The sequence below is a fragment of the Streptomyces sp. NBC_01190 genome (assembly GCF_045039895.1).
Classification (GTDB): Bacteria; Actinomycetota; Actinomycetes; order Streptomycetales; family Streptomycetaceae; genus Actinacidiphila.
In genome coordinates, this window is sequence record NZ_CP108580.1 from 4,513,653 (window position 1) to 4,534,121 (window position 20,469).

The 20,469-nt window shown below is 71.0% G+C and carries 20 protein-coding genes and 2 pseudogenes; 16 read left to right on the forward strand and 6 right to left on the reverse strand.

Annotated elements, in window-relative coordinates:
* From OG519_RS18770 to OG519_RS18785, 4 genes and pseudogenes are all read right to left on the reverse strand, one after another.
* Positions 1-453: pseudogene (locus tag OG519_RS18770) on the reverse strand (aminotransferase class I/II-fold pyridoxal phosphate-dependent enzyme); the annotation flags it as partial.
* Positions 454-467: 14 nt separating this feature from the next.
* Positions 468-911: a PIN domain-containing protein gene (locus OG519_RS18775; protein ID WP_405585075.1), complete on the reverse strand. Its 444-nt coding sequence runs from the start codon at positions 909-911 to the stop codon at positions 468-470.
* Positions 908-1,168, reverse strand: coding sequence for a CopG family transcriptional regulator (locus tag OG519_RS18780; RefSeq protein ID WP_393670196.1), 261 nt, complete (start codon positions 1,166-1,168; stop codon positions 908-910). Before OG519_RS18780 ends, OG519_RS18775 begins: the two co-directional genes overlap by 4 nt.
* Before the next feature lie 240 nt (positions 1,169-1,408).
* Positions 1,409-1,849, reverse strand: a pseudogene (locus OG519_RS18785) (aminotransferase class I/II-fold pyridoxal phosphate-dependent enzyme); the annotation flags it as partial.
* A gap of 172 nt (positions 1,850-2,021) precedes the next feature.
* Here OG519_RS18785 and OG519_RS18790 point away from each other — a divergent pair.
* Together OG519_RS18790 and OG519_RS18795 are read left to right on the forward strand one after the other, a co-directional pair.
* The gene (locus OG519_RS18790; RefSeq protein WP_405585078.1) at positions 2,022-2,519 is read left to right on the forward strand and encodes a DUF6416 domain-containing protein; all 498 of its coding nucleotides are present in this window, start codon (positions 2,022-2,024) and stop codon (positions 2,517-2,519) included.
* 145 nt (positions 2,520-2,664) lie between these two features.
* Entirely contained in the window at positions 2,665-3,213 is a 549-nt protein-coding gene (locus OG519_RS18795) for a Uma2 family endonuclease (protein WP_405585081.1), read from the forward strand.
* A 149-nt stretch (positions 3,214-3,362) separates the two neighbouring features.
* Here the strand turns inward: OG519_RS18795 and OG519_RS18800 are convergent, their stop codons facing one another.
* Positions 3,363-4,535 carry a pyridoxal phosphate-dependent aminotransferase gene (locus tag OG519_RS18800; RefSeq protein ID WP_405585083.1) on the reverse strand — a complete coding sequence of 391 codons (1,173 nt, stop codon included), beginning with the start codon at positions 4,533-4,535 and terminating at the stop codon, positions 3,363-3,365.
* A gap of 400 nt (positions 4,536-4,935) precedes the next feature.
* On the opposite strand from OG519_RS18800, the gene OG519_RS18805 reads away from it, so the two are divergent.
* The 11 genes from OG519_RS18805 to OG519_RS18855 all read left to right on the forward strand — a co-directional run bounded on the left by OG519_RS18805 (position 4,936) and on the right by OG519_RS18855 (position 16,345).
* Positions 4,936-5,490, forward strand: coding sequence for a DUF2617 family protein (locus OG519_RS18805; RefSeq protein ID WP_405585086.1), 555 nt, complete (start codon positions 4,936-4,938; stop codon positions 5,488-5,490).
* Between the two features lie 148 nt (positions 5,491-5,638).
* Positions 5,639-7,177 (forward strand): polyamine aminopropyltransferase, encoded by a 1,539-nt coding sequence (locus tag OG519_RS18810; RefSeq protein WP_405585088.1) that lies wholly within the window; start codon positions 5,639-5,641, stop codon positions 7,175-7,177.
* Between the two features lie 217 nt (positions 7,178-7,394).
* Complete coding sequence (locus tag OG519_RS18815; protein WP_405585091.1) at positions 7,395-8,669, forward strand: SRPBCC family protein; 1,275 nt, start codon at positions 7,395-7,397, stop codon at positions 8,667-8,669.
* Positions 8,670-8,688: 19 nt separating this feature from the next.
* Positions 8,689-9,486: an aldose 1-epimerase gene (locus OG519_RS18820; RefSeq protein WP_405585093.1), complete on the forward strand. Its 798-nt coding sequence runs from the start codon at positions 8,689-8,691 to the stop codon at positions 9,484-9,486.
* Positions 9,487-9,558: 72 nt separating this feature from the next.
* Positions 9,559-10,101 (forward strand): orotate phosphoribosyltransferase, encoded by a 543-nt coding sequence (pyrE, locus tag OG519_RS18825; RefSeq protein ID WP_405585096.1) that lies wholly within the window; start codon positions 9,559-9,561, stop codon positions 10,099-10,101.
* A 340-nt stretch (positions 10,102-10,441) separates the two neighbouring features.
* Positions 10,442-11,464 carry a class II fructose-bisphosphate aldolase gene (fbaA, locus tag OG519_RS18830; RefSeq protein WP_405585099.1) on the forward strand — a complete coding sequence of 341 codons (1,023 nt, stop codon included), beginning with the start codon at positions 10,442-10,444 and terminating at the stop codon, positions 11,462-11,464.
* A 78-nt stretch (positions 11,465-11,542) separates the two neighbouring features.
* Positions 11,543-11,956 carry a DUF3151 domain-containing protein gene (locus tag OG519_RS18835; protein ID WP_405585101.1) on the forward strand — a complete coding sequence of 138 codons (414 nt, stop codon included), beginning with the start codon at positions 11,543-11,545 and terminating at the stop codon, positions 11,954-11,956.
* Between the two features lie 251 nt (positions 11,957-12,207).
* A complete protein-coding gene (locus OG519_RS18840; RefSeq protein WP_405585104.1) occupies positions 12,208-13,038 on the forward strand; it encodes a DUF3152 domain-containing protein in 831 nt (276 codons plus the stop codon).
* A gap of 84 nt (positions 13,039-13,122) precedes the next feature.
* Complete coding sequence (locus OG519_RS18845) at positions 13,123-13,959, forward strand: tryptophan 2,3-dioxygenase family protein (protein ID WP_405585107.1); 837 nt, start codon at positions 13,123-13,125, stop codon at positions 13,957-13,959.
* On the forward strand, positions 13,952-15,334 hold the full coding sequence (gene kynU, locus OG519_RS18850; RefSeq protein WP_405585110.1) for a kynureninase: 1,383 nt from the start codon (positions 13,952-13,954) through the stop codon (positions 15,332-15,334). Before OG519_RS18845 ends, kynU begins: the two co-directional genes overlap by 8 nt.
* Positions 15,335-15,337: 3 nt before the next feature.
* Positions 15,338-16,345, forward strand: a complete 1,008-nt coding sequence (locus tag OG519_RS18855; RefSeq protein ID WP_405585112.1) for an alpha/beta hydrolase family protein — start codon at positions 15,338-15,340, stop codon at positions 16,343-16,345.
* Between the two features lie 227 nt (positions 16,346-16,572).
* Here the strand turns inward: OG519_RS18855 and OG519_RS18860 are convergent, their stop codons facing one another.
* Positions 16,573-17,247 carry a Crp/Fnr family transcriptional regulator gene (locus tag OG519_RS18860; protein ID WP_031520125.1) on the reverse strand — a complete coding sequence of 225 codons (675 nt, stop codon included), beginning with the start codon at positions 17,245-17,247 and terminating at the stop codon, positions 16,573-16,575.
* Positions 17,248-17,488: 241 nt separating this feature from the next.
* On the opposite strand from OG519_RS18860, the gene nth reads away from it, so the two are divergent.
* From nth to OG519_RS18875, 3 genes are all read left to right on the forward strand, one after another.
* Positions 17,489-18,286, forward strand: a complete 798-nt coding sequence (gene nth / locus OG519_RS18865) for an endonuclease III (RefSeq protein ID WP_405592826.1) — start codon at positions 17,489-17,491, stop codon at positions 18,284-18,286.
* A complete protein-coding gene (locus OG519_RS18870) occupies positions 18,283-18,963 on the forward strand; it encodes an NUDIX hydrolase (RefSeq protein ID WP_405585116.1) in 681 nt (226 codons plus the stop codon). The genes nth and OG519_RS18870 overlap by 4 nt, the downstream gene beginning before the upstream one ends.
* A gap of 259 nt (positions 18,964-19,222) precedes the next feature.
* Positions 19,223-20,422: a MarP family serine protease gene (locus OG519_RS18875; protein WP_405585119.1), complete on the forward strand. Its 1,200-nt coding sequence runs from the start codon at positions 19,223-19,225 to the stop codon at positions 20,420-20,422.
* The last annotated feature ends 47 nt before the right edge of the window (positions 20,423-20,469 follow it).

Below are 20,469 nucleotides of genomic sequence, written 5' to 3' on the forward strand. Positions count from 1 at the left end.
TCAGCCGTTGAAGGCTTTGCGGAGGCGGGATGCGGCTTCGGTGAGGACGTTTTCGCGTTTGCAGAAGGCGAAGCGGACTTGGGTGTGGCCGGTGGTGGGGTGGTCGTAGAAGACGGAGTTGGGGACGGCTACGACGCCGGCGCGTTGGGGGAGGGTGCGGCAGAAGGTGAGGGCGTCGGTGTCGGGGGCGAGGTCGGCGATGTCGGTGGTGATGAAGTAGGTGCCCTGGGGGGTGAAGACGCGGAAGCTGGCGTCGGTGAGGCCGGCGGCGAGCAGGTCGCGCTTGGTCCGCAGGTCGTCGCGGAAGGCGTCGTAGTACGTGTCGGGCAGGGCGAGCGCCTCGGCGACGGCGTACTGGAACGGGCCTGAAGCCACGTACGTCAGGAACTGCTTGGTGGTCCGGACCGCCGCGACCAATTCGGGCGACCCCGTCACCCAGGCCACGCCTCGTCCACACACCCATTCGGTCACAGGGGCAAGTCGTCAGGTAGAAGGCGGAAGGACTTGTGGCGACCGAGCGGGCGCACCGCACGGAAGTCGCGGCGGTCGAGGGTGAGGACGGCGTCCGTGTCATATTCAGCCGCGAGGGCGACGTTCACAGCGTCCGCGAGGTCGAGGTTGAGCGCCGCATACCGGGCTCGCAGGGTCTGTGCGGCGGAGAGGTGGGCCTCGGTGATCTCCGGTACGACGATCCGGCCCGCTCGCATCCACCGCCGGATGTCGTCGATCGCGCTGACGGCTGCTTCCCGTCCCAGTTCGCGGGTCGCGACGTGGTCGATCTCAGCGAGCAGTAGCGGGGACATCACGAGGAGGCCGGCGGCCATGATCGCCTCGTTGGCTCCCTGGTGCTCGGGGTGCGTGGAGTCCAGCGCGGCCAGCAGGCCCGAGGTGTCGGCCACAACGATGATCACGCTGTCACTCCGGAGCCGCCCTCACGCCGGACGGCATCAGCCACGGCGTTGCGGACGTCCTCTTTGGACGGAGTACGCCCAGGCCCTTCGAAGGTCCGGGAGAAAAGTGGTTCGTCCCAGACCCGGTTTGCCATGGCTGCGAGGTGGATGCCTTGCCTGATGATCTCGGCTTCGCTGATACCGCGGCGGGCAGCGGCCTCCTTGATGATCGCGAGATCCTCAGGGTCCGCATAGACGTTCGTACGTTTCATCGACATGTACCAATACTAGTCCATGTACCATTGGTGGTGCATGGGCCCGAGTCACCCGCTCGCTAGTCCTGCGGCCGCGTACCCCGCGCACTCCACACTCGCCCTGCACCCGCGAACGGCGCCGACGCCAACTCGGAGCCTGAGCCCTCGCCGGAGAGTCGTTCTGACCGATGGACTCCGTGTCCAGGTCTCTACTCATGGGCCATCCCAGTGGTCCACCGCGCGTGCTGGTTCGGTGAGGTGTGCTCAGCCGTTGAAGGCTTTGCGGAGGCGGGATGTGGCTTCGGTGAGGATGTTCTCGCGCTTGCAGAAGGCGAAGCGGACTTGGGTGTGGCCGGTGGTGGGGTGGTCGTAGAAGACGGAGTTGGGGACGGCTACGACGCCGGCGCGTTGGGGGAGGGTGCGGCAGAAGGTGAGGGCGTCGGTGGGGGCGAGGTCGGCGATGTCGGTGGTGATGAAGTAGGTGCCCTGGGGGGTGAAGACGCGGAAGCCGGCGTCGGTGAGGCCGGCGGCGAGCAGGTCGCGCTTGGTCCGCAGGTCGTCGCGGAAGGCGTCGTAGTACGTGTCGGGGAGGGCGAGTGCCTCGGCGACGGCGTACTGGAACGGGCCTGAAGCCACGTACGTCAGGAACTGCTTGGTGGTCCGGACCGCCGCGACCAGATCCGCCGACCCCGTCACCCAGGCCACTCCTCGTTCACACACCCATTCAAGTGAACGCTCGGCACCCGGTGCGGGGCTCACGAAACGGCGGATGGCAGTCCTCGGGAAATTCCGTCTGCTGGATGCTGTAGACAGCATCTTGTCGTCTATATACTGTCTATTATTTAGGTAGATGGTGTACCAGGAGAGGAGGCGGGTCATGGAAGACCGAGATCGGCAGTTTGTCGCTGTTCATGTGCCGCAGGAGTACGTCATGAAGGTGTACGCGTTCATCGCCGAACTGGACGGGAGCGCAGACCTCGGAGCGGAAAGTCCCCTGCCTGGAGGTACGAAGGGCGCCGATCCGGACGCGAACCGGCCGTATGCCGAGTGGGAGGTGGCAGACCTCCGCTCCTTGGCTGCCACTAAGTTGCCGTCGATCAGCCGGGTCGCGGCGGTCCTCGATGTGTTGGCCGGCCACCCCGGTACGAGATTCAGCACGACGGTCCTCGTCGATCGGCTCGGCATCGAGCGCGAGCAACTGCGCGGATCGCTTGCTGCTCTCACACGGCATATCCACGCGCACTACGGCCGCGGGAACTGGCCCATGACCTTCACATGGGGTGGGGAGGTGGACGGCAAGCAGTCGGCGGAGGCGTTCTACTCGGTGGATGAGACCTCCGCGGCACGCTGGCTCGAAGCACGTACCGCCCGCTGATCAGTGGCACATACGAGGGGGCGGCCGTCCTCATCCGGCGGTCGGCCTGATGCACCTGGTGCGATCGACCTCGTTTCCGACTCGTCGAGTCCGGTGAGGCCGGACTGTTCGCCGTATTCTGACCACACACGGGAAGGAGTCGTCCATGAGCGTCGATGCGATCGTGCACACCGAGTTCCCCAAGGGGTACACGGTCCTGTTCGGGGCCGACGGAAAGGTGATCATGACCCCGCAGAGTGAAGAGCACTCCAGCACCATCAGGTCGATGCAGATCGACTCGGCTCTCGCTCTCGGCCGCCACGCGAAAGTCACCTCTGACGTCTACATCGACTTCCCCGCCGATGAGAACTCAGCGCCCGATCTGGCGATCCTCCGCGAGGATGCTCATCGAGAAGGCAAGCGCTACAGCTTCGAAGACGTCCTGCTGATCTCGGAAGTGGTCTCCACGTCCTCGGCGCGCAAGGACTACGACGACTGCACGGCGAAGTACGGCCGGTACGGCATTCCCGCCTACCTGGTGGTTGACCCGTACGCCCAGGAAGTCGTCCTCCATACCGAGCCGACCGCCACCGGTTACATCGCTGCGCACACCCATAAGTACGGCACCGGCAAGCTCTCCATCCCGCTTGCTGACGGCCGCACCTTCACCCTGGACCTCGACGAACTCCCGCGCCCCGAGGCAGACGCCCGCTGAAAAAGGTCCACGAAACCAGAACCGGCTGAGGAACCGCGGCTCGGCCGCGAAGCCCGATCACGTGGGAGCACTCGCTCACCCGCCTGCCGTAGCGGGGGTCGCCGTGGTCCGCATCAGCCTGGCTGAGCCCAGCCTTGTGAGGGTGGTGCTCAGCCGTTGAAGGCTTTGCGGAGGCGGGATGCGGCTTCGGTGAGGACGTTTTCGCGTTTGCAGAAGGCGAAGCGGACTTGGGTGTGGCCGGTGGTGGGGTGGTCGTAGAAGACGGAGTTGGGGACGGCTACGACGCCGGCGCGTTGGGGGAGGGTGCGGCAGAAGGTGAGGGCGTCGGTGTCGGGTGCGAGGTCGGCGATGTCGGTGGTGATGAAGTAGGTGCCCTGGGGGGTGAAGACGCGGAAGCCGGCGTCGGTGAGGCCGGCGGCGAGCAGGTCGCGCTTGGTCCGCAGGTCGTCGCGGAAGGCGTCGTAGTACGTGTCGGGGAGGGCGAGTGCCTCGGCGATGGCGTACTGGAACGGGCCTGAAGCCACGTACGTCAGAAACTGCTTGGTGGTGCGGACCGCCGCGACCAATTCGGGCGAACCCGTCACCCAGCCGACCTTCCAGCCGGTGAAGGAGAAGGTCTTGCCGGCCGAGGAGATGGAGACCGTGCGGTCGCGCATGCCGGGCAACGAGATCAACGGAACGTGCTCGCCGTCGAAGACCAGGTGTTCGTAGACCTCGTCGGTCACCACCAACAGGTCACGCTCCACGGCCAGTTCGGCGATCGCGGTGAGTTCGGCGGGGGTGAGGACCATGCCGGTGGGGTTGTGCGGGGAGTTGAGGAGCAGCAGGCGGGTGCGGGGGGTGATGGCGTCGCGGAGGGCGTCGAGGTCGGGGCGGAAGTCGGGGGCGCGCAGGGTGAGCGGGACGCGGACTCCGCCGGCCATGGCGATACCGGCCGCGTAGGAGTCGTAGAACGGCTCGAAGGCGATGACCTCGTCGCCCGGTTCGAGCAGGGCGAGCAGCGCGGCCGCGATCGCCTCGGTGGCACCGGCGGTGACGAGGACCTCGGTGTCGGGGTCGAAGTCGAGCCCGTAGAAGCGCCGTTGGTGGTCGGCGACGGCGACGCGCAACTCCGGCACTCCAGGGCCCGGCGGGTACTGGTTGCCGCGGCCGTCCCGCAGCGCGCGGACGGCGGCTTCGCGGACGGCCTCCGGGCCGTCCGTATCGGGAAAGCCCTGGCCCAGGTTGATCGCGCCGGTCGCCACCGCGAGCGCCGACATCTCCGCGAAGATCGTCGTGCCGAGCCCGTGCAGCCCGCGGTTGAGCAGTGGCCTGTCGCTCATGTCGCCCCCAGTTCCCTCGCCTCTTGAGCCGATGCGTCAGCACCTCATCCTGTCGCATCGGGCGGTCCGGCGGCCGAAAGTGGCCCCCACCTGAAGAAGCCCGGCCCGGCCCAGTCCAGCCCAACTCGGCCCGGCCCGGCCCAGTCCAGCCCAGCCCAGCGCGACGGCGAGTCCCGGCCCAACCCGACGGCGAACACACCCGCCAAACGTGAACACCTGAACCCTTAAACGCTCCAATGGATGGAAAGTCGGCTCAGATGGGTAAAAAGCCTGAGGAACATCGGGTTTTCGTGATTTCGTAGCTCCACGGACCCCACGTGGGCACGAGTCGGGACACCCCCCCATTCGGGGGACAGGTGTGGTCGGCCCATCATCCACTGCGTGCTTGCGGAGCCGACCCATGCTCACCAGCCTTCATACCGCTTATACGGACACTCGTGCCGGAGACCTCGCGTGGTGCCTCGGCAAAGAGCCCCTCCCCGCCCTCGCGGTGCTCGATGTCGACATCGGTGACGGCCATGATCTGCGGGCCAAGGTCGCCCTGCGGCTGCTCGGCGCCTCCCATCAAGTGCTGGTCGAGTCGCCGCACGGCGACTGCTCGGAGACGGTGGCCTGTATACCCGGCCGGCAGGTTCCCCTGCCAGTCGGAGTGGCCAAGCGGATCGGACCGTGGGACTACGACTTCGCGGCCCGGATCGAGACGATGTCACAGGGCTCCTTCGCCCGCCGCGCCCAGGAACTGCTCGCGCTGGTGGCCGACCATCCGCACGGCCTGGCCGGCACCTTTCCCGGTGACCCGCACGCGTTCACCGCCATGCTGGTGCAGTGCGCGGAGGGAAGCGTGCGCTGGCGCACCTGGCACGCGTACCCGCAGGAGGGACGCCTGGTGACGACCCGGACGCAAGTGACCGCGAGCGTCGGCGGACCCGCCCACCGGAATACGGAGGCGGCATGAGCCGGACCGGTCCGACCGCCGTAGTGCGAGCGGGGCGCACCACCCAGGACCTGTTACGCCGCGGTACGCGCACAACCGCCGTCCACGGCCGCTTATTACACTCGTGTGGGTGACTTGTAGCGGCGCCCGCCTGACTTAGCGTGCTTTCATGATCGACCAGCGAGGTCCCGCCCGTGTGCCCCGACTCGCCCCGCGGCTCCCCGTGCCCGCCGGCGCGGCCCGTGCGCTGGTCCTCGCCGCGGTCTTCGTCTGCGCCGCCTGCGGCCTGGTCTACGAGCTGGAACTCGTCGCCCTCGCCTCCTACTTGGTGGGCGACTCGGTCACCCAGGCGTCGATCGTGCTCTCGGTGATGGTCTTCGCGATGGGCTGCGGCTCTCTGCTGGCCAAGCGGCTGCGCGGCTGCGCGGCCCTCGGTTTCGGCGCCGTGGAGACGGCCCTCGCGCTGGTCGGCGGCCTGTCGGTGCTGGCCCTCTACGCGGTCTTCGCCTGGTACGGGCAGGCCAAACCGGCCATCGTCGGCTGCTCGTTCGCCATCGGCGTGCTGATCGGCGCCGAGGTGCCGCTGCTGATGACGCTGGTGCAGCGGATCAGACGCCAGGACGCGGGCGGCGCGGTCGCCGATCTCTTCGCCGCCGACTACGTGGGCGCGCTGGTCGGCGGCCTCGCCTTCCCCTTCCTTCTGCTGCCGGAATTCGGGCAGTTGACGGGGGCGCTGGTCACCGGAGTCGTCAACGCGGTGGCCGGCGGCGCCACCGTGCTGTGGCTCTTCCGGGGTGATCTCACGCTGCGCGCGCGGGTCTGGCTGATCGTCGCCAACCTGACCGTGCTCTCGGTGCTGATCGGCGCCGCCGTCACCGCGGGGCCCTTCGAGCGGGCCGCCCGGCGCGCGATGTACGGCGGCTCGGTCCGGGTCGCGGAACAGACCGCGGTGCAGGAGATCGTACTGACCGGGAAACCCGGGGCGGCGGCGTCGTTACGGCTCTACCTCGACGGCCGGCTGCGGGTCTGCGGGGTGGCCGCGGCCCGCTACGACCAGGCGCTGACCGGCCCGGCGATGACCGCGGGCCCGCGCGGCCGGGTGCTGGTCCTCGGCGGGGCCGACGGGCTCGCCGTCCGGGCGGTACTGGGGTTCCCCGGCGTACGGCGGGTGACGGTGGTGGACACCGACGCCGAACTGCTCCGGCTCGGCCGCACCGACCCCGGCCTCACCGCGCTCAACGGCCACGCCTTCGCCGACCCCCGGGTCCGCACGGCGACGGCCGATGTCTTCGGCTGGCTGCGCACCGCGGCCATCAGGGCCCCCGGCTCCTACGACGTCATCCTCGCCGACCTGCCCGACGCGGGTGTGGCCAGCAGCGCCAAGCTCTACTCCCAGGAGTTCTACGGCCTCGCCGCGCGTGCCCTCAGCCCCGCGGGACGGCTCGCGGTGCACGCCGCCCAGGCGCTCTGGACGGTCGACGCGACCCTCCGCGCGGCCCATCTCCACCCGGTGCCGTACCGCTTGGCCGCGCCCGCCTGTCCGGCGCCGCCCGGACTTCGCCCCACCCCGACGAGCTGGCCTTTCCTGCTGGCGGCGCCCTCCGCCCGCCCCTTCCCCGCCTCCTTCGGCCCGGCGGCCCTCGGCATCGCCCGCTCCCGGCCCACGAGCGCGCCGCCGCCGTCGACACTGCTGCATCCGCGGTTGTAGGCGCGGCTGTGGGCGGCCGTGGGCGGCTGTGCGCGGTTGTCGGCCCGGTTGTCGGCCTGGTCGCGCCACCCGTGCGGGGCACCGGCGTCGAGCGGTCGCCGGGCAGCCTGCCAAGGGGTCTCCCGAACGCCGGACGGGGGCGGGACGGGGGCGGACGGTAACAAAAATGGCCGCCCGCAGCCGCCATGCCACGCGACTCCTGGGTAGGCTCCGCCGCATGGAGCACGAGTCCTTCGTCCCGATCCCGCCCGCCCGGCTGCTGCGGGCCTTGCGCACGCCAAGTGTGGTTGCCGCGAGTCTGCCCGGCTGGCAGCCCGACGAGGGCGACGGGAGCGAGGGCGGGGCGGCGGCGCCGCGGGGCCGGCTGCGGCTGCGCGTCGGGGGCTCCACGATCACCTACCGGGGCACCGTCCGGGTCACCGGTGACGGCCCGGCGTTCACCGTGGTGGCCGAAGGCGCCGAGGTCCGCGGCGCGGGTACGGTCGAGGCGACCGCCGTACTCGCTGTGGCGGAGACCACGCGCCCCGGGCCGGGCTCGACGCTGACCTGGCAGGGCACGGCGCGGGCCGGCGGCCGCCTCGCCGGTTACGAGGCGGCGGTGGTGGAGGCCGCGCTGCGCCGCCTGCTCGACCGGTTCGCCGCCGGGTTGGCCGCGCACGCCCCGGACGCGGCGCCGCACGGGCCGGACACGACGTCGGAGGCCACGGACGGCGGGGTGGCCGGGCGGGAGCACGCCGCTTCCGGGCCGGAGGGGGCGGGAACTGGGGCGCAGTCGCTCGCCGAGCCGTTCGCGGAGACAGAGCCGCTCGCTCACCCCGAACCACCGGCCGACCCGGTATCCGACGTACCGGACACCGCGGCCGTACCGGAAGAGGCCACCGCGAGCCTGCCGGAGCCCGACGCCGAGCCGGCCGGGCTGGACGGGCTGGACGCGGCGGAGAGGCTGGACGCAACGGAACGGCCGGACACCGCGGAAAGGCCGGACAGCGCCGACCGGGTGCACGAGATGGACAAGCCGAGCGAATTCGACGAGGTCAACAGCGTGGACCCGGCCGAAATCGCCGAGCTCGCCGATCTGTCCGCCCTCGCGGACCTGGCCCAGAGCGACGCCGACGCGGACCTGGACCCGGAGGCCGACCTGGACGCGGACGGCGAGGAGTCCGATGTCGTGGACGACCTCGGCGACCCCCTGCCCGCCTCCGAACTGGACGAGTTCGAACTCGTCGAGGTCGAGGTCGAGGTGGAGGTCCCGGAGAGCGCCGCCGCGCTGGACGACCTGGTGCCGCCCGCCGAAGCCGCCCACGCCCGCCGTACGATGATCGGCCGCAGCGCGGAAGAGGTCGACCACGCGCCGCCCCGCGGCCGGTACGCCCCCGTCCCCGCACCCGACGCCGGAACCGCGACCGCGACCCTGCGCTGGGCCGCGCCGGCGGCAGCCGCCCTGCTCGCGTCCGCTGTGGTCGTCGGCCGGGTGCTACGGCGCCGCAAGTGACGGCCGCTACGCTCGTCCCGTGGAGAACGAGAAGAAACTGACGGCGGGCGACGCCGAACTGACGTTGGAGCCCGAGCACGGCTGCCGGATCGCCTCGCTGAAGGTCGGCGGGACCGAACTCCTGCGCCAGGGCGAGAAATTCGGCGCCTTCATCATGGTGCCGTGGTGCGGCCGTACCGAGAACGGGGTGTTCCGCAACGGCGGGGTGACCCACCAACTCCCGGTCGACGCCGCACCGCACGCCATCCACGGCACCGGTCGCCACGTCCCCTGGCATGAGGCGGCACCCGCCACCGAGACCACCGCCTCCTACTACTTCGACCTCGCCGACCCCTGGCCGTACCCCGGCCGGGTGACGCAGACGGTCGAGTTGCTGCCGCACTCGGTCAAGCTGACGCTCGGCGTCGAGGCGAGCGGGGACTCCTTCCCGGCGCAGGCCGGCTGGCACCCGTGGTGGCTGCGCAACCTCGGCGAGGGCGGTCAGGACGTCGAACTCGCCTTCACCGCCGCCTGGCAGGAGGAGCGCGGCGCCGACCACCTGCCGACCGGCAAGCGGATCGACCCCAAGCCGGGCCCGTGGGACGACTGCTTCGGCATGCCCGACGGCGTCGAGGTCACCCTGACCTGGCCGGGCGAGATGCGGGTGCGGGTGGAGAGCCCCACCGAGTGGGCGGTGATCTACACCGAGCAGCCCGAGGCGGTCTGTGTGGAGCCGCAGTCCGGGCCGCCGAACGGCCTCAACACCACCCCCCGTCTGGTCACCCCCATCGACCCGCTGGAGATCACCACCACCTGGTCCTGGCAGCGCATCGGCTGACATCGGCTGAGGCGCCGGACCTGTCCGAACCGAGGCCGGGGGCCCATCGGGCCCTCGGCTAATCTCGTGCCCATGAGCGACGACGTACGCGCTGCGCTGCTGCGGCACATCAAGGAAAAGGCCGTGGTGCACGGCAAGGTGACCCTCTCCTCCGGGCTCGAGGCCGACTTCTACATCGACCTCCGCCGGATCACCCTGGACGGGGAGGCCGCGCCGCTCGCCGGACAGGTGATGCTGGACCTGACCGCGGACCTCGACTACGACGCGGTGGGCGGTCTGACGCTCGGCGCCGACCCGGTGGCCGGTTCGATGCTGCACGCGGCTGCCGCGCGCGGCCGGCGGCTGGACGCTTTCGTGGTCCGCAAGGCCACCAAGACGCACGGTCTTCAGCGCCGTATCGAGGGCACCGACGTCAAGGGACGGCGCGTGCTGGTGGTCGAGGACACCTCCACCACCGGTGGGTCGCCGCTGACCGCTGTGGAGGCGGTGCGGGAGGCCGGCGGGGAAGTCGTGGCGGTGGCGGTGATCGTCGATCGCGGCGCGGAGGCGAAGATCACCGAGACGGGTCTGCCGTATCTCGCCGCCTATACCCTCTCCGACCTGGGTATTCTCTGACGACGACGGTCCGTAACCCCCCTTCGACCGTTTGGGTCACCCGCCGGTCCCGATGCCCTGCTGTCGGATCGCCACCGGATCGGGGCCTGATCCTTCCCCGGATCGTCACTCGACGTCCGCTCTCCAGGATGGGATTCTGCGGCCCTGGATGTTTCACGTGAAACACTCCTGGGGGCGACGTATGTCCCGTGTGACCGGCGAACTCTCCCGGAGTCTCGTCGTTCGCGTCTGGAAAGATGAGAGCGACGACGACGTCGCTGTGTGACCGACAGCGCCACCAAGCCGTATGGCAGCCGAACTGCCAGCCGAACAACCCGCAGACCATTGAGGAGCGGACACGATGCCCATCGCAACCCCCGACGTCTACAACGAGATGCTGGACCGGGCGAAGGCCGGCAAGTTCGCCTACCCGGCCATCAACGTCACCTCGTCCCAGACGCTGCACGCCGCGCTGCGGGGCCTGGCCGAGGCGGAGAGCGATGGCATCGTCCAGATCTCCACGGGCGGCGCCGAGTTCCTCGGCGGCCAGTACAAGAAGGACATGGTGAGCGGGGCGGTCGCGCTCGCTGAGTTCGCGCACGTCGTCGCCGAGAAGTACCCGGTCACCATCGCGCTGCACACCGACCACTGCCCCAAGGACAAGCTGGACGGCTACGTCCGTCCGCTGCTCAAGATCTCGCAGGAGCGGGTCGCGGCCGGCCGGAACCCGCTCTTCCAGTCGCACATGTGGGACGGCTCAGCGGAGACGCTGGAGGACAACCTCGCCATCGCCAAGGAACTGCTGGCCGAGGCGGTCAAGGCCCACATCATCCTGGAGATGGAGATCACGCCCACCGGTGGCGAGGAGGACGGCGTCTCGCACGAGATCAACGACTCCCTCTACACCACGGTCGACGACGTCTACCGCACGGTCGAGGCGGTCGGCCTCGGCGAGCACGGCCGCTACCTGCTGGCCGCCTCCTTCGGCAATGTGCACGGCGTCTACAAGCCGGGCAACGTCGTGCTGCGGCCGAGCATCCTGAAGGAGCTCCAGGAGGCGGTGACCGCGAAGTACGGCAAGTCCGACCCCTTCGACTTCGTCTTCCACGGCGGCTCCGGCTCCACCACCGCCGAGATCAACGAGGCGCTGGAGAACGGCGTCGTCAAGATGAACATCGACACCGACCTCCAGTACGCCTTCACCCGGCCGGTCGTGCACCACATGTTCAGCAACTACGACGGTGTGCTGAAGGTCGACGGCGAGGTCGGCAACAAGAAGGTCTACGACCCGCGGGTGTGGGGCAAGGCCGCCGAGGCCGGCATGGCCGAGCGGGTCGTGGTCGCCGCGCAGGACCTGCGGTCGGCGGGCAACAAGCGCAAGTGACGCGCCCTCGCGGGCGGATCGGGGCCCCCGGCGACCGCCGGGGGCTTTTCGCCGACCGCCTCGGGCAGACTGGGGGCCATGGCCACTCACGAAAACCTGCTCGGGGGCCCCGCCCCGACCCATCTGCCCGACGACCCGGAGCCGCGCGAGCTGCTGGCCGCCGGCGCGGCGCCCGCCGAGGTCGCCGCCAAGTACCCCGCCTCCTCACTGGCCTGGGCCCAGTTGGCCGACGACTCCTTTGACGCCGGGAAGCCCGTCGAGTCCTACGCCTACGCGCGCACCGGCTACCACCGCGGCCTCGACGCCCTGCGCCGGGCCGGCTGGCGCGGCCAGGGCCCGATCCCCTTCGAGCACGAGCCCAACCGCGGCTTCCTCCGCGCACTGCACGCCCTCTCCCGCGCCGCCCAGGCGATCGGTGAGCAGGAGGAGTACGAGCGCTGCGCCGTCTTCCTCCGCGACAGCTCCCCGACCGCGGCCGACACGCTGAGCTGACGCGTCGCCCCGACCGTGATCTCCGGCGACCGGCGGTGACCTGCGGTGACCGGACGTGCCGGGACCTCTGCCGACGGGCCCCGGCTCGACCGGCCCGCGTACGGATGTGCGATCGTGAGCGCTGTCGTCCGCATGCATCGGCATACGAGACGACACCCACACCGTGCGCGCCGCGCATCGTCAGATCGATCCGCAGTACGCACGAGCGGCCGGAGGCCGGGGCGCGGCTGCGCCGCCGCAAGGGGAGAACCTTGGCCGCGAAAGGCCGCCGCGAGTACATCCACACCGCGAAGGGCCGGGCCGCGCTCACCGGGCCCCTCGTCGTCCTCTTCGTGATCGTGTTGGTCGTCGGCGCCGGATACGCCTGGCACGCGACCAGGAACGGCGCCGCGGCCGCCAGCCTCGACGCCCGGCCCGGCGGCCCCCGGACCACGCCCGGTGCCTCGCACACCGCCCCCGCCAGCCGCTCCAACGTCCTTCCGCCGCGGACCCCGACCCCGAGCCGGCCGACCTCGGTGCCCGCCTCCGGTACCGGCACCTTCAGCACCGCCCACGCCTCCGGCAAGGCGGCCGGGCACGGCGAGGTCCGCCGCTACAAGGTCGAGGTCGAAGGGGGTATCGATCTTTCCGCCACCGACGCGGCCCGGGAGATCTCCTCGATCCTCGCCGACCCGCGCGGCTGGACCGACGACGGCCACGACGCGTTCCAACTGGTGAGCTCCGGTCCCGCCGACTTCGTGATCAAGATCGCCACTCCGGACACGGTGGACGCCATCTGCGGCGCCGCCGGGCTCGACACCGGAGGCGAGGTCAACTGCGACGTCGGCGCGGTCGTGGTCGTCAACCTCAAGCGGTGGGAACTCGGCTCGCCCGAGTTCACCGGGCCACTGCACGACTACCGGGCCCTGATCATCAACCACGAGGTCGGCCACCGCATCGGCCACGGCCACGAGGGCTGCCCCGGCCCCGGCAAACTCGCCCCGGTGATGATGCAGCAGATCAAGGGGCTGCACGGATGCGTGGCCAACGCTTGGCCCTACGACAGCCACGGGCACTACATCTCCGGGCCGCCGACCGCCTGACTCCTCTTGCCGGATCCTCCGTCACCGCAGATGATCTCCGCACGGCCCAGCGATCCTGGGAGGGCACGCTCAGGAGGTACCCCCATGTCCGACGCACCGACCGACGAGGCGGCGATCCCGAACCTCGCGTTCGAGGGCACGACTCCTTACGAGGACTATGTGCAGGCGTCCGCCCTCACCCACATGCAGCATCCACTCTCGGACGAACCCGGTGAGATGGCGTTCCTGGTCACCACCCAGGTGATGGAGCTGTGGTTCACCCTGCTCGTCCACGAGTGGAGCACCGCGGCCGGCGCCTTGCGCCGGGACGACCTGCCCACCGCGATGGCGGCGCTGCGGCGCAGCCTCCCGGAACTCGAGTCGCTCAACGCGTCCTGGAAACCGATCGCCCATCTCACCCCCGCCCAGTTCAACGCCTACCGCTCGGCCCTCGGCGAGGGCTCCGGCTTCCAGTCCGCGATGTACCGTCGACTGGAATTCCTGCTCGGCGACAAGTCCGCGTCGATGCTCGTCCCCCACCGGGGCACCCCGAGCGCCCACGCCGAGCTGGAGAAGGCGCTCACCGAACCGAGCCTCTACGACGAGGTGCTGCGGCTCCTCGCCCGCCGCGGCCACGCCGTGCCCGCCGAGGTGCTCGACCGCGACCCGGTACTGCGCTACGAGCCGCACCCCGAGGTCGAAGCCGTCTGGCAGCGGATCTACGCCGAGGACGACCAGGACTCCGAGCTGATCCGGCTCGGCGAGGCGCTCACCGATGTCGCCGAACTCGTCTGGCGCTGGCGCAACGACCATCTCGTGGCGACCCGCCGGGCGATGGGCGCCAAGACCGGCACCGGCGGCTCCGCGGGGGTGGCCTGGCTGGAGAAGCGGGCCACCAAGAACGTCTTCCCCGAGCTGTGGACGGCCCGCAGCCATGTCTGAGACGAGCACGGACGGCACCCTCCCGGGTTCGGGCGCCACGGGCACCGCCGCCGACCGCACACCGCCCCTCGATCTCCCGGCTGCCCGGCCGGACACCACCACCGTCCCCGCCGGGACCGTCCCCGCCGGGACCGCCCCCGAAGGAACAGCGGCCGAAGGAAGCGTCCCAGGCGAGGCCGCGCTCGCCGCTCGCGCGGCGGAACTGGACGCCGCCGACCCGCTGGCCGCAGTCCGGGACCGCTTCGTGCTGGACGACGCGGACGGCACCGTCTATCTCGACGGCAACTCGCTGGGCGTCCTCTCCACCGGCGTGCTGCCCCGGCTCGCCGACGTGGTGAACCGTCAGTGGGGCGAGCTGCGGATCCGCTCCTGGACGGAGAGCGGCTGGTGGACGGCGCCGGAGCGGATCGGCGACCGGATCGCCCCGCTGGTCGGCGCCGCGCCCGGCCAGATCGTGGTCGGCGACTCCACCAGCGTCAACGTCTTCAAAGCGGTGGTGGCCGCGGTACGGATGGCACCGCCGGAGCGGGACGAGATCCTGGTCGACGCCGCCACCTTCCCGACCGACGGCTACATCGCCGCGTCCGCCGCCCGCCTCACCGGCCGCACCGTACGGGCGGTGCCGGCGGGGGAGATCGCCGCCGAGGCCGGGCCCCGTACCGCTGCCGCGCTGGTCAACCATGTCGACTACCGCACCGGCCGGCTGGCCGACCTCCGGGGTGTCACCGAGGCCCTGCACCGGGCCGGCGCCCTGGCCGTATGGGACCTGTGCCACAGCGCGGGCGCACTCCCGGTGCTCCTGGACGCCGACGGGGTGGACCTCGCCGTCGGCTGCACCTACAAGTACCTCAACGGGGGACCGGGAGCGCCGGCCTACCTCTACGTGCGGCGGGAACTGCAAGGACGCTTCGACTCGCCCCTTCCCGGCTGGAACTCGCACGCCGACCCCTTCGGCATGGCCCCCGGCTACGAACCGGCCGACGGCGCGCCGCGCGGGCGGGTCGGCACTCCAGAGATCCTTTCGCTGCTCGCCCTGGACGCGGCCCTGGACGCCTGGGACGGTGTGGCCGTGTCCGACGTGCGGGAGAAGAGCCTCCGCCTGACCGACTTCTTCCTGGCGTGCGTGGCCGCGCTGGTGCCGGCCGGGCGGGTCGAGTCCGTCACCCCCGCGGCGCACGCGGAACGCGGCAGCCAGGTGTCGCTGCGCTGCGCCGAAGCCGCGGACGTGATGGGCGAGTTGACCGCCCGGGGTGTCGTCGGCGACTACCGAAGGCCCGATGTCCTGCGCTTCGGCTTCACCCCGCTCTACACCCGCTACACCGACGCGCTGCGTGCCGCACGCGTCCTGGCCGCCGTACTGGAAGGAACCGCGTAACCGATGACCGCAGCCGGTCCCCGTACCTCCGCTCCTGCCATAGCCGATCCCGTTGATCGGTCGGCAGCAGAGGAGGCGTCGGTTTTCGGACACCAGCCGGTGCCGCCGGACGCCACCGCGGCGTACGGGGACCACCCTGACCAGGTGATCGACTTCTACCGCCCGCGGATCGCGGGTGACCGGCCCGCGCCCCTGGTGGCTCTCCTGCACGGCGGCGCCTGGCGTGCCGCCTACGACCGCGCCCATGTCTCCCCGCTCGCCGCCCACCTGGCCGCCCACGGCTTCGCGGTGGCGTCGCTCGGATACCGGCGCGGCGGCTCCCCACAGACCGCCCAGGGCCCGTCCCAGAGCCCGGAAGCGACCCTTCCGCCACCCGCGGACCCGACCACTGACGTGATCAACGACCCGGGTGAGAGCCCCGGCGCGGGCGGTCCGCACCCGCCCGCCGGCCGCTGGCCCGACACCTTCGACGATGTGGCCGCCGCCCTCGACGGGCTCCCCGAACTCGCCGTCCAGGCGCTGGACGCCGACACCGTGGACCCCTGCCGCACCGTGATCACCGGACACAGCGCGGGCGGTCACCTCGCCCTGTGGGCCGCCGCACGTCATGTGCTGCCCCCCGATTCCCCCTGGCATCGCTCATCCCCTCCACCGTTCCGCGGCGTCGTGGCCCTCGCCCCGATCGCCGATTTCGCTTCGTCGATCCGGCTGGGGGTGTGCTCCGGCGCAGTCCTCGAACTGCTCGGTGGCACCAGCCACGTCACCGTCCGTATTCCCCACGCCGATCCAGCCGTACTGCTTCCCACCGGAATCGCTACAACCATCGTGCACGGCACCACTGACAATGTGGTTCCACCGCAGGTCAGCGACGAATTCGCGAAGGCGGCGACGGCTGCGGGGGAGCCGCCGACGGTCGCATGGCTCGCGGCGACCGGTCACTTTCCGTTGATCGACCCGGCCAATCCGGCGGTGGTGACCGTCATCAACGAGATCGGCCAACTGATCTGGTAGCGCGGCCCCGTACCGGCCCCGAGCAGCGAAACGCCCCCCGCACAGCGCTCCGGCAGCGGCCGGGCTGTACGAGGGGCGTTCCACTGGGCGGGTGACGGCGGTCCTGGGATTGACGACCGGGGCGAACGGGGGTCGACGGGGGCCAAACGGGTCCGCCGGCCGATGCCGGGGCCGCCGCTCGACGCCGTACGGCGGCACGGCACCGCCGATTCGACGACCGCCGGGGCTCAGCGGCTCCGCTTGGCCAGCCGCTCCACGTCGAGAAGGATCACCGCGCGGGCCTCCAGCCGGAGCCAGCCACGGCCGGCGAAGTCGGCGAGCGCCTTGTTCACGGTCTCGCGGGAGGCGCCGACGAGCTGGGCCAACTCCTCCTGGGTGAGGTCGTGGACGACGTGGATGCCCTCTTCCGACTGCACGCCGAAGCGGCGGGAGAGGTCGAGGAGCGCCTTGGCCACCCGGCCGGGCACGTCGGAGAAGACCAGGTCGGACATGACGTCGTTGGTGCGGCGCAGGCGCCGGGCGACGGCACGTAGCAGGGCCGTGGAGACCTCGGGCCTTACGTTGAGCCACGGCTGGAGGTCGCCGTGGCCGAGGCCGAGCAGCTTCACCTCGGTCAGCGCGGTGGCGGTCGCGGTGCGGGGCCCGGGATCGAAGAGCGACAGCTCGCCGATCAGCTCGCCGGGTCCGACGACGGCCAGCATGTTCTCCCGGCCGTCGGGCGAGGTGCGGTGCAGCTTCACCTTGCCTTCGGTGACGACGTACAGCCGGTCCCCGGGGTCACCCTCGTGGAACAGCGAATCGCCACGGGCCAGCGTGACCTCCGTCATGGAGGCGCGCAGTTCAGCGGCCTGCTCGTCGTCGAGCGCCGCGAAAAGCGGGGCACGGCGCAGAACGTCGTCCACGAGCTCTCTCCTTGTCGACATCGCTGGGTCTACCCCATGATGCATGACGTCTCAAACAGTGCGATCAATCACAAGGATGTCTTATCAGAGCGGACACCCGCCCCCGGGGGGTCGGAAAAGACATCGGATCTTCGCGCCCGTGGGCGGTTCGAGGGCGGATGTCAGTGGCGAGGCTTAGGCTGGCCGGGTGTCTGAAACACCGAGCGCGCAGAAGAAACGGGCTGCCAAGACGGCCAAACGGGTGGCCGCCAAACGCGATTCAGCCGTGAGCGAACAGGCTCCTCCGGTGGCGCTGGTGCGGCGCGCCCGTCGCATCTACCGCGAACTCGCCCAGGTGTATCCGTACGCCCATCCCGAGCTGGACTTCGAGAACCCCTTCCAGCTGCTGATCGCGACCGTGCTGTCCGCGCAGACCACCGATCTGCGGGTCAACCAGACGACACCCGCGCTCTTCGCCAAGTTCCCGACGCCCGAGGACATGGCCGCGGCCGACCCGGAGGAGCTGGAGCAGATCCTGCGGCCGACCGGTTTCTTCCGGGCCAAGGCCAAGTCCGTGCTCGGCCTCTCCGCGGCCCTGCGGGACGACTTCGGCGGCGAGGTGCCGGGCCGCCTTGAGGACCTGGTCAAGCTGCCCGGCGTCGGCCGCAAGACCGCCAACGTGGTGTTGGGAAACGCGTTCGGTGTCCCCGGCATCACGGTCGACACCCACTTCGGCCGGCTCGCCCGCCGCTTCGGCTGGAGCACCTCGGACGACCCGGAGAAGGTCGAGCAGGACGTGATCCGGCTCTTCCCGAAGTCCGACTGGACCATGCTTTCCCATCTGGTGATATTCCACGGCCGCCGGATGTGCCATTCCCGCAACCCGGCCTGCGGGGTCTGCCCGATCGCGCACCTCTGCCCCTCCTTCGGCGAGGGCGAGACGGACCCGGAGAAGGCGAAGAAGCTGCTCAAGTACGAGAAGGGCGGCTTCCCCGGCCAGCGGCTGAAGCCGCCGCCGGACTACCCGGGGCAGCCCGCGCCACCGCTGGCCGGTTCATGACTCAGGTGCCGGGAGCGGACGCGGGCGTCGAGGTCAGCGCCGCGGGGGTGCCCGACTGGCTGCGCCCTGCGGTCGCGGTGGCCCACGGGGTGCGCCCCGAGCAGCTCAGCCGCTTTCTGCCGCCGCCCGGCGGGGGCCGGCAGTCGGCCGTGCTGATCCTCTTCGGCGAGGGCGACCACGGCCCTGACCTGCTGCTCATCGAGCGCTCCGCGGCGCTGCGGTCCCACGCCGGGCAGCCGTCCTTCCCCGGCGGAGCGCTCGATCCGGAGGACGGCGACCCCGAGGGCGACGGGCCGCTGCGGGCCGCGTTGCGCGAGGCCGAGGAGGAGACCGGCCTCGACCCGTCGGGCGTGCAGATCTTCGGGGTGCTGCCACGGCTCTACATCCCGGTCAGCAGTTTCGTGGTGACCCCGGTGCTCGGCTGGTGGCGCGTGCCCAGCCCGGTCGCCGCGGTGGACCCGGCCGAGACCGCCCGGGTCTTCCGGGTGCCGCTGAGCGATCTCACCGACGCGGCGAACCGCGCGACGCTCGTTCACCCCAGCGGTTTCCGCGGCCCGGCCTTCCTGGTCGAGGGCGCCCTGGTCTGGGGCTTCACCGCGGGCCTGATCGACAAGATCCTGCACTACGCGGGGTGGGAGCGGCCCTGGGACCGGGACCGTACGGTGCCGCTCGGCTGAGTCGTATCGTCCGACCGGTCCGGTCCCGTCCGGTCCTGCCGTCCGACCGGCCCAGGTCCTGCCGGCCGATCAGTGCAAGCCCTGCGATCCGACCGGCGGCCCCCTGTCGTCCGGCCCGTGCGGCCGCACGCCGTTCGACCCGTGCAGCCGCACCGTTCGACCGGTGCGTTCGTATCGTCCGACCGGTCCGGGCATATGAGGACGATCACCCGCCCCGTACGGTCCCCCGCTGACAGTTCGCCGTGAGACCGTGTTCTCCGTGAACGTGCTGGACGTCCTGCTCATCCTCGCCGCTGTCTGGTTCGCCGTGGTCGGCTACCGGCAGGGCTTCGTCGTCGGCATCATGTCGGTGATCGGCTTCCTCGGTGGTGGCCTCGCCGCGATCTATCTGCTGCCGATCATCTGGGACCGGGCGACCGGCGACGCGACCCCCGGCTCGGCGGCGGTGGTCGTCGGTGTGGTCATCGTGATCGTCTGCGCGTCGGTGGGCCAGGCGCTCACCACCCATCTCGGCAACAAGCTCCGCGGCCGGATCACCTGGTCACCGGCCCGCGCGGTGGACGCCAGCGGTGGCGCGCTGGTCAACGTGGTGGCGATGCTGGTGGTCGCCTGGCTGATCGGCAGCGCCCTGGCGACCACCACCCTGCCGACCATAGGGCGCGAGGTGCGCTCGTCGAAGGTGCTGCTCGGCGTCTCGCACGTGGTGCCGGCCCAGGCCGACACCTGGTTCGACAACTTCGGCAGCACCCTCGCGCAGAACGGCCTGCCCCAGGTCTTCGGCACCTTCGGCTCCGAGCCGATCACCTCGGTGCCCGCGCCGGATCCGGCGCTGGTGCACAGCGCGGTCGTCGCCCAGGCTCGGCGCAGCATCGTCAAGGTGGTCGGCACCGCGCCGAGTTGCGGCAAGGTGCTCGAGGGCTCCGGCTTTGTCTTCGCCAAGGACCGGGTGATGACCAACGCCCACGTCGTCGGCGGCGTCCGCGAGCCGACCGTGCAGGTCGGCGGCGTGGGCCGGCTGCACGACGCCCGGGTGGTCCTCTACGACTGGCAGCGCGACATCGCGGTCCTCGACGTGCCGGGGCTGAACGCCCCCGCGCTCTCCTTCGCGGGCAGCGACGCGCGCTCCAAGGACGACGCGATCGTGGCCGGGTTTCCGGAGAACGGCGGCTTCGACGTCCGGGCGGCCCGGGTCCGCGGCCGGATCGAGGCCAGCGGCCCGGACATCTACCACCGGGGTACCGTGCACCGCGATGTCTACTCGCTGTACGCGACCGTCCGGCAGGGCAACTCCGGCGGCCCGCTGCTCACCGCGGACGGCAGGGTCGCGGGCGTGGTCTTCGCCAAGTCGCTGGACGACGCCAATACCGGCTACGCGCTGACCGCCGGCGAAGTGGCCCCGGACGCGACCGCCGGCAACACCGCCAACCGGCAGGTGGACAGCGAAGGCTGCGCGTTGTGAGGTCGGCGTTCGGCGGTGTGGTCAGCGTTCGGCCGTACGGTCGGCGC

Bases quoted from the DNA above. Each gene is read 5' to 3' on its own strand.
- OG519_RS18795 (WP_405585081.1), top strand. From the start codon at position 2,665: ATGAGCGTCGATGCGATCGTGCACACCGAGTTCCCCAAGGGGTACACG.
- OG519_RS18845 (WP_405585107.1), top strand. From the start codon at position 13,123: ATGTCCGACGCACCGACCGACGAGGCGGCGATCCCGAACCTCGCGTTC.
- OG519_RS18855 (WP_405585112.1), top strand. From the start codon at position 15,338: ATGACCGCAGCCGGTCCCCGTACCTCCGCTCCTGCCATAGCCGATCCC.
- OG519_RS18805 (WP_405585086.1), top strand. From the start codon at position 4,936: ATGCTCACCAGCCTTCATACCGCTTATACGGACACTCGTGCCGGAGAC.
- OG519_RS18810 (WP_405585088.1), top strand. From the start codon at position 5,639: ATGATCGACCAGCGAGGTCCCGCCCGTGTGCCCCGACTCGCCCCGCGG.
- OG519_RS18870 (WP_405585116.1), top strand. From the start codon at position 18,283: ATGACTCAGGTGCCGGGAGCGGACGCGGGCGTCGAGGTCAGCGCCGCG.
- OG519_RS18800 (WP_405585083.1), bottom strand. From the start codon at position 4,535: ATGAGCGACAGGCCACTGCTCAACCGCGGGCTGCACGGGCTCGGCACG.
- OG519_RS18815 (WP_405585091.1), top strand. From the start codon at position 7,395: ATGGAGCACGAGTCCTTCGTCCCGATCCCGCCCGCCCGGCTGCTGCGG.
- pyrE (WP_405585096.1), top strand. From the start codon at position 9,559: ATGAGCGACGACGTACGCGCTGCGCTGCTGCGGCACATCAAGGAAAAG.
- OG519_RS18780 (WP_393670196.1), bottom strand. From the start codon at position 1,168: ATGTCGATGAAACGTACGAACGTCTATGCGGACCCTGAGGATCTCGCG.
- OG519_RS18790 (WP_405585078.1), top strand. From the start codon at position 2,022: ATGGAAGACCGAGATCGGCAGTTTGTCGCTGTTCATGTGCCGCAGGAG.
- kynU (WP_405585110.1), top strand. From the start codon at position 13,952: ATGTCTGAGACGAGCACGGACGGCACCCTCCCGGGTTCGGGCGCCACG.
- OG519_RS18835 (WP_405585101.1), top strand. From the start codon at position 11,543: ATGGCCACTCACGAAAACCTGCTCGGGGGCCCCGCCCCGACCCATCTG.
- fbaA (WP_405585099.1), top strand. From the start codon at position 10,442: ATGCCCATCGCAACCCCCGACGTCTACAACGAGATGCTGGACCGGGCG.